The organism is Azospirillum isscasi (assembly GCF_030849505.1).
Classification (GTDB): Bacteria; Pseudomonadota; Alphaproteobacteria; order Azospirillales; family Azospirillaceae; genus Azospirillum; species Azospirillum isscasi.
Window position 1 is genome coordinate 20,993 of the sequence record NZ_JAUJFI010000067.1, and the last position, 6,995, is coordinate 27,987.

6 protein-coding genes are annotated in these 6,995 nt (G+C 67.1%); 4 read left to right on the forward strand and 2 right to left on the reverse strand.

The features are described from left to right. Positions 1–138: 138 nt before the first annotated feature. The 4 genes from QSG27_RS14930 to QSG27_RS14945 all read left to right on the forward strand — a co-directional run bounded on the left by QSG27_RS14930 (position 139) and on the right by QSG27_RS14945 (position 5,424). Complete coding sequence (locus tag QSG27_RS14930) at positions 139–1,626, forward strand: hypothetical protein (RefSeq protein ID WP_306707421.1); 1,488 nt, start codon at positions 139–141, stop codon at positions 1,624–1,626. Between the two features lie 853 nt (positions 1,627–2,479). Beyond that, positions 2,480–3,019, forward strand: a complete 540-nt coding sequence (locus tag QSG27_RS14935; protein WP_306707423.1) for a hypothetical protein — start codon at positions 2,480–2,482, stop codon at positions 3,017–3,019. Then, positions 3,012–3,812 (forward strand): response regulator transcription factor, encoded by an 801-nt coding sequence (locus tag QSG27_RS14940; protein WP_306707425.1) that lies wholly within the window; start codon positions 3,012–3,014, stop codon positions 3,810–3,812. The genes QSG27_RS14935 and QSG27_RS14940 overlap by 8 nt, the downstream gene beginning before the upstream one ends. Beyond that, positions 3,793–5,424: a sensor histidine kinase gene (locus QSG27_RS14945; RefSeq protein ID WP_306707427.1), complete on the forward strand. Its 1,632-nt coding sequence runs from the start codon at positions 3,793–3,795 to the stop codon at positions 5,422–5,424. Before QSG27_RS14940 ends, QSG27_RS14945 begins: the two co-directional genes overlap by 20 nt. Before the next feature lie 225 nt (positions 5,425–5,649). On the opposite strand, the gene QSG27_RS14950 is transcribed toward QSG27_RS14945, so the two are convergent. Beyond that, positions 5,650–5,898, reverse strand: coding sequence for a hypothetical protein (locus QSG27_RS14950; RefSeq protein WP_306707429.1), 249 nt, complete (start codon positions 5,896–5,898; stop codon positions 5,650–5,652). A gap of 205 nt (positions 5,899–6,103) precedes the next feature. Further along, positions 6,104–6,607, reverse strand: a complete 504-nt coding sequence (locus QSG27_RS14955; RefSeq protein WP_306707431.1) for a P-loop NTPase family protein — start codon at positions 6,605–6,607, stop codon at positions 6,104–6,106. Positions 6,608–6,995 lie beyond the last annotated feature (388 nt).

Sequence of the window (6,995 nt, forward strand, 5' to 3'; positions counted from 1 at the left end):
GTGCATTGCGTTCCGGCGGAGCAACGCGGGGTTGCCGGGACCGATTCCGGACCTTCTGTCGGAATTGGACGAAGGATGAAAGTGTGCTAAACTTCTCCGCGAATTCACGATGGTTCCGATGAACCGGAGGAGGCGGTCGTGAGCGGCATCTTTTCCGTCCTGTCCGGCGGCCAGTCCAGCATGTTCCAGCTCCAGCAGGCCAAGAAGGACTGGGAGCGGGCGATGGACGCCATGGATTACAAGGACGCCAGCCAGCGCCTCACCGACAAGGCGGACCGGGCGCAGCAGCCCTTCGTCCTGTCGCCGGAGCAGCAGAAGAACCACACCGCCGCGGTCAGCGCCCTGGAGGAAGCCAAGCGCGTCGGCGGGCCGAAGGCCGTCGCGGCGCAGCGGCTGGAAGAGGTCGAGCGCAAGATCGCCGAGCTGAAGATGATGATGCGCCACAACCATGGCGACCGGGAAAAGCTGGTGCAACTGGCGCGCGAGGCCGCGATCCTCGCCAAGCAGGCCGGGCGGGCGGCGAAGGAGTATGGCGCCGGCGTGGCCGCCGCCGCGGAAATGGGGCTGCCCGGCGGGGCCGGGGCGCCGTCCGCCGGCGGCATCACCATCGAACGGACGATCACCCGCACCTCCGTCACCATCGTGCAGACGGAAATCGCCGTCGATGTGACGATGACCATCCGCGGCGACGACGCATCGACGGATGGCCAATCGACCGGCGGGGCGCCGCCGGACGCCTCCGCCGCTCCTCCTCCGCCGCCACTTCCGACGGATGGAACGACCGCGCAGAGTGCCGCCGCCGAGACCATGGCTTCGGACATGGCCGAAGGCGAAGAGGCGGCGGAGGACGGGGAGGCGGTTTCCGCCGAAGCCGCGGCGGCGGAGGCCGCCGGTCTGGCCGGGCAGGCCGCCGCCAAGGGCGTGGGGGCGGGCGGCCAGGAGTCCGCGGACGGCACGACGGCAACCGGGAAGACGGCAACCGGGAAGACGGCAACCGGGAAGACGGACGACGAGGAAGACGAGGAGAAGGCCGAAGAGAAGGCCACGGACGGGGAGGGCACCGGCCTCGACCAACTGATGGAAGAGGCGGCGCCCAGCCTGAACGCCGCGACCTCCGCGCCCAACGGCGACAGGATCCGCAATTTCATTCAGCGGATGATGGCGGACAACGAACTGAAGATGTCGCGCTACCGCGAGGCCGACGAGTTCGGGCGCCGCGTGGAAACGGTCCTGGCGACGGTGAAGTCGGTCATCGCCGAAGCGAAGGCCGCCAACGAACTGGATCAGGCCGAGGAGCGGCGCAAGGCGCGGCGGGACTCCTTCAAGGCCTACGACAAGGTCGTGGAGGAGGCGCAGGACAACGTCAACGAACTGCGTCAGGCGGCCTTCGGGTCCAGCGTGACCCTGAAGGACTTCGTCGAAGCCACCTCCGGCACCGACGACACCGACAGCGGTTTCGCCGATCTGGAGGGGGTGGACGCTTCCGCCGGCAACGCGACGGACACGGCGCCGGCGGACAGCGCGTCGGCACAGATCGGGGCACAGATCGGGGCACAGGTTGGGGCGCAGGCGGGGGCGGACATGGGGATGCCGTCACTGTCCGGTTCGGTCAACCTGTTCGCATAGACGCGGCGTCGCGTCTCGAAGGCGCGGGGCACCTTCTCCGCAGAACCTTCTCCGCAGAACCGCCTCCGCAGAACCGCCTCTGCACACCTCCTCCGCACAAGCGGGCGTGCCGCCGTCGGAAGTATCCCCATCAGGGTAAGCCCGCCCATTTTGCAGTCGATGCGGTCTTGACGACGCTCCCGGACAGGCGCAGGATAATCGGTGTGAAGGTTGATGCTCGACAAGCATTGAACGCACATGGCCGACCAGCGGTGATGCTGGCCGGATAGAAGGCTGGAGTTCAAGCGGCAACATCGCCTGAGACGCCTCCATGGCGCTCTCATCTTACTGATACTGTTGCCCGTCCGGCTGACCGGCGGTGGAGCCATACCCGGGTGGCTCCGCCGCCGATTGTTTTTGGGCGTCTTTTTGTCCTCCCTTTCCCTTTCCATCCGCCGTTTCGCCATCCACGGGGCTCCTGCGCCTCGCGTCCCGTGCGCGCGGCCTTCGCGCAATTCGCGTCATAGGATAGGCCAAAGGGAAGTGTGGGTATTTGAGGGGATTTGCCTTCTCCATCCTAGCCTGCAAATAAGCAAATTAGTTCGAAATCCACCCTATCGATAGGAGTAGGAACAAAAATTGGCCGCAAATGTGCGCAAAAAGGGGGTATCAAACAGGGGTTTAACGCCACATTAACCAGACTGGACTGACCTTGATCTCACGGAGGCGGCAAGTGCAGGCGTGGGGCCAGCAACACCGCCCGCGAATTCAACCACGATGCTTGAAAGGCCCGACGATGACGATGACGGGTACCATATGCGAAGTGGCTGGAACCAACGCCGGAGCGGGGTGCCGGCGGCGGAAGGCGGGCCTTGTGCTGGCGGTTCTTCTGCTGGCCGGGTGCCCCGGCACCACGGTTCCTCCCGAAACGCAGACCGCCGGACCGACCGCCATGGCCGTTCCGGTGCCGAAGACGAAGCCTGTTCCGCCGCGCGTCAAGACCGCGGGGAAGGAACAGGCGGCCACCCAGGCGGTGAGCGGTCCGGGGACCGGTCCTGCCGCGGAGGCCATCGCCATGGCTGGAACAGAGGTGGCGGGGCTGCCCCCCGTACCCTTCGGCGGCGCCAGCCCGCCCGCCACCCTGTCCCCCGAAACGCTCGTCGGCCTGGATCAGATCCAGACCCGGCGTCTCCTGGGCACCCCTGCCGCAACGGAAGAGGCGCCACCTGCAAAGGTGTGGCATTACGCTAAGGGCGATTGCTCGCTCAAAGTCTTCTTCTTCATGGACATGACGTCCTCCCAGGACTTCCGTGCCCTCTCCTACGACATGAAGAGCAGCGAAAATGTCCCAGATGTCGATAAACGATGCTTCGCTCAACTCCTTGCCCAAGGCTGGGATGTCCGCAATGACTGAGGCCGCCGTCGCCCGCGTGGCGCTGGTCGACGACGACGACCTGTTCCGCGAATCCCTCAGCCTCAACCTCGCCGACGAGGGGTACGAGGTCGTCACCTTCGACCGTGGGGAACCCGCGCTCGATTTCTTCGCCGAGGGCGGTTCGGTGGATATCGTCCTGCTGGACTGGCGCATGCCGAAGATGGACGGCATCGACGTCCTCCGCCAGATGCGCTCCCGCGGCATCGACCTGCCGGTGATCTTCCTCACCGTCCTGTCCGACCAGATTTATGAAGAGGCCGCGCTCGCCGGCGGCGCTCTGGACTTCGTGGAGAAGTCGCGCAGCCTGTCGATCCTGCTGAAGCGCATGCGCCTCATCGTGGACGGCTCCAAGGGCACGCCGGAGGAGGCCGAAGGGCCGAAGGAATCCGTCTACGCCCTGGGCAACCTGGACCTGCGCCTCGACAACAGCCGCGCCCTGTGGAACGGCAAGCGCATCGACCTGACGCTGACCGAGTTCAACATCGTCAAGCTGATGGCGACCCGCCCGGAAGAGGATGTATCCTACCGCGAGATCTACGACCTCGTGCACGGCAAGGGCTTCCTGGCCGGCTACGGCCCGTCGGGCTACCGCGCCAACGTCCGCGCCTTCATCAAGCGCATCCGCCAGAAATTCCGCGTGGTGGACGCCGAGTTCGATTGCATCGAGAACTATCCGGGCTTCGGCTATCGCTGGGGCAACGGGACCGGCGGCACGGGCCGCACGCGCGACGACGACGCGGATGTGATGGCCGATGGCGCTGCTGCCGATTGAGGCCCGCGTGCCGGACGGCGCGCGGGGCGGGGCGGAACTCTCCAAGGGGGGCTACTCCATGGCGGGTTTTCCCGGCGGCCGGTTGCGGTGGCTGTGGCGCTCGCTGGCCAGCCGGCTGGCGCTGCTGGCCATCGTGTTCCTGGCGGTCCCGGTTCTGATCTACGATCAGTTCCAGCGGGCCGACACCACGACGCAGACCCTGCTGTTGCAAAGCGCGCAGCGGCAGGGTGAGCTGATCGCCCGCGCGCTGGAGCCGGACCTGTCCCGCGCCAACCGCGCAGCCCTGCCGCAGCTCGGCCCCATCCTGCGCCGCTTCGCGGACGGGAACACCCGGCTGAAGCTTCTGGTCCGGCCGCGCGCCCTGGCGGGCAACAACCTGATGGGAAGCGACGGCTTCTACTATGTCGCCGCCTCCCCGTCGGTGCCCACCGACGATTTGGACGCCGAACGGCACCAACTCCTGGAGCAGGGGGTGCTGGACCGGCTGGGCGCCTCCTGCGCCGGCAACGAGCCGCTGGCCCTGCGCCTGCCGCGCTCCTCCGGCGGCTACGAGATTCTGACCTCCGTCACGCCGATCAACACCGCCTTCGGCTGCTGGGCGCTGGTGACCAGCCACACCGCGGGAGGCTATCTGGACTCCTCCCTGGGGCGGCCCTATTGGAGCACGCCGGTCGTTCAGGCCGCGGCGATGATCTACGTCGTCATGGCGGCCCTGGTGATGGCCGTGCTGCTCGGCGTCTGGCGCAATCTGCACCGCTTCGGCGATCTGGCCCGCGACATCGTGTCGGGCGGCATCGGCGAAGGCGGGCAGGGGTCCTTCACCAACCGCAACACCGTGCCGGAGCTGTCCGGCGTGGCCGAGGATTTCGACCGGCTGGTGGACACCCTGCGCGAAAGCGCGCGGTCGCTGCGCCGCGCCGCGGAGGACAACGCCCACGCCTACAAGACCCCCATCGCGGTCATCCGCCAGTCGGTGGAGCCGCTGCGCCGCTCCCTTTCCGCCGGGGACAACCGCAGCCAGCGCGCCCTGACGATGATCGAGAAGTCGGTGGACAAGCTGGACGGTCTGGTCTCCTTCGGGCGCCGCATGGACGAGGCCGCCGCCGACCTGCTGGTTCCGCCGCGCCGCCGGGTGGACCTGTCCGATCTGGTGGAGCGGATGGCCGGCGGCTACACCAGCCTGCTTGCCGAACGGCAGCTCCACATGCGCTCGCGCATCGAATCCGGGGTGGTCGTGCGGGCCAGCGAGGACATCCTGGAAACCGTCATCGAAAATCTGGTGGAGAACGCCGTCAGCTTCTCCCCGCCGGACGGCACCGTCAGCGTGCGGCTGACCCGCAACGGCGCCTGGGCGGAGCTGGTGGTGGAGGACGAGGGGCCGGGCGTCGATCCGGCGAACCTGGCGCGCATCTTCGAACGCTACTTCTCCCAGCGCGAGCCGGGGCGGGGCATGCCGGAGGACGCGGCCGCCCAGAACCAGGCCGAGGCGACCCATTTCGGCATCGGCCTGTGGATCGTGCGCCGGAACATCGAAGCCTTCGGCGGCAAGGTCCACGCCGAGAACCGGCCCACCGGCGGCCTGCGCATGACGGTGACATTGGCGGTGGCGTGACGGAGAGGGGGAGCGTCGCCGGCCTGCCCGCCATGGCCGCCCGCGCATCGCGGCCCGGCCACCGCCGCCCATCCCCCGATCAGGCCGCCCGGAAGAAGTCCCGAACGGCCTCGACCACCCGCTCGGTTCCTGGGAAGATGCCTCACGCGAGGAACGGGACGCGATGCGCACGGTTGCTACGAACGCCGGGATTTCAGGGCTCACCGATCTGCCGGATTGGCAGGCCTAGGACCGCCAGCTTGAACCCGCGCGTTCACGGGGCGAGAAGTTCTCGTCCCCGCACCGCTTGTCCCAGGAGAACTCGGGTTCGTCGAACGACACCATGAGCCGGAACACGAGTTCGTCCTCGTCCAGCCACAAGGTCTCGCGCCCGGCCTGGGCGAGCGCCGCGCGCATCGCATCGACGGCGGCGTCAATGTCCCGGACGTCGGCCGCAGGCGTCTGCCTGCCCCAACGGGTCCGCCATTCCCTCACCTCGTCCCAGCGACTGACACATGCGGCGCCTCCCCAAGGACACAGAGGTGTTGGTTGCCCCCGCCGCGGACGGCACCTGTGACCAGTCTAAAGACAATAATTGCGCCAGGGAGCCCTCGGCGATGCCTGCATGATGTGATCGGCACCGCACTGGTGGGTTCGTTCGCCGGAGCCGGTGACGGCGCCAGCCGCTCCAACCTGCACTTCAAACAGGCGGTTCCGACCATGCCACGGTAACGTCGGCCTTCTCCGAAGGCGCCCTGCGGTGACGGTAGTCAGCAAGGGCTGGACCCAGCGCCGCCCCGTCCGTGTCATGGCCTTCCTTGACGACGTGAACGAGCAGGTCGGGTTCCAACCCGATGGCCTCAAGGACATTCAGGAGAAGGATGCCCTCGACGACGAGAGTTCTTCCCCGCCGCTCCTCCAGCGCAAAGCCGCGCAGGCGTCCCTGTACGGCCCTCGAAAGGTCGTCGAGACGCCATTCCGGCGGAACGCGGTCGGGTACAAGGAAGAGGTCCAGATGAATGGCCGGGGCTCCAAGTTGCCACGCCAGCCAGGATGCGAGCGATGACTTGCCCGCCCCTGGGCGACCGTCGATGCCTATCAGAACCGGTCGGCGTTCATACGGGTAGCCCAGTTCCTTCCATGCGCGGGAAAACAGGCCGCAATAGGAACTCGGCGCCCGCTTCATGCCGGGTTCAGTGTCCATCCTTGGTCTCTCCAGAGTTTCGCCGTATGGTCATATTCAGGCTTGGCTCAAATGGGTCTGCTTCCGGGCGCCGTCATGCGGGCACCCACTTCCATGTTGCCGAGACGCAAGGACAAATGGCCCCTCCGGTTTGACTGCGGCGAACCCCGGCCTCCCGTTGCCGAACAACGACCGCGCCGAGCGTTGCCAGGGGGCCGGAGTTTCGACAGGCGATTTCAGTGAGAAGCCCCCGAGACCCTCGGATAACAGTCGGGAGCGTCGTCCGGGAAGGCTGGCGTCCGGCCTTCGTGCCGGCGACACCCATCAATACTCCTAGCAGGCCGCGGAAAAAGGCTATGCCCGGCTTGCCGGTCGTGATTCTCTCCGTTTGAAGAGAATGCGGCCGGTG

Bases quoted from the DNA above. Each gene is read 5' to 3' on its own strand.
- QSG27_RS14955 (WP_306707431.1), bottom strand. From the start codon at position 6,607: ATGGACACTGAACCCGGCATGAAGCGGGCGCCGAGTTCCTATTGCGGC.
- QSG27_RS14940 (WP_306707425.1), top strand. From the start codon at position 3,012: ATGACTGAGGCCGCCGTCGCCCGCGTGGCGCTGGTCGACGACGACGAC.
- QSG27_RS14945 (WP_306707427.1), top strand. From the start codon at position 3,793: ATGGCGCTGCTGCCGATTGAGGCCCGCGTGCCGGACGGCGCGCGGGGC.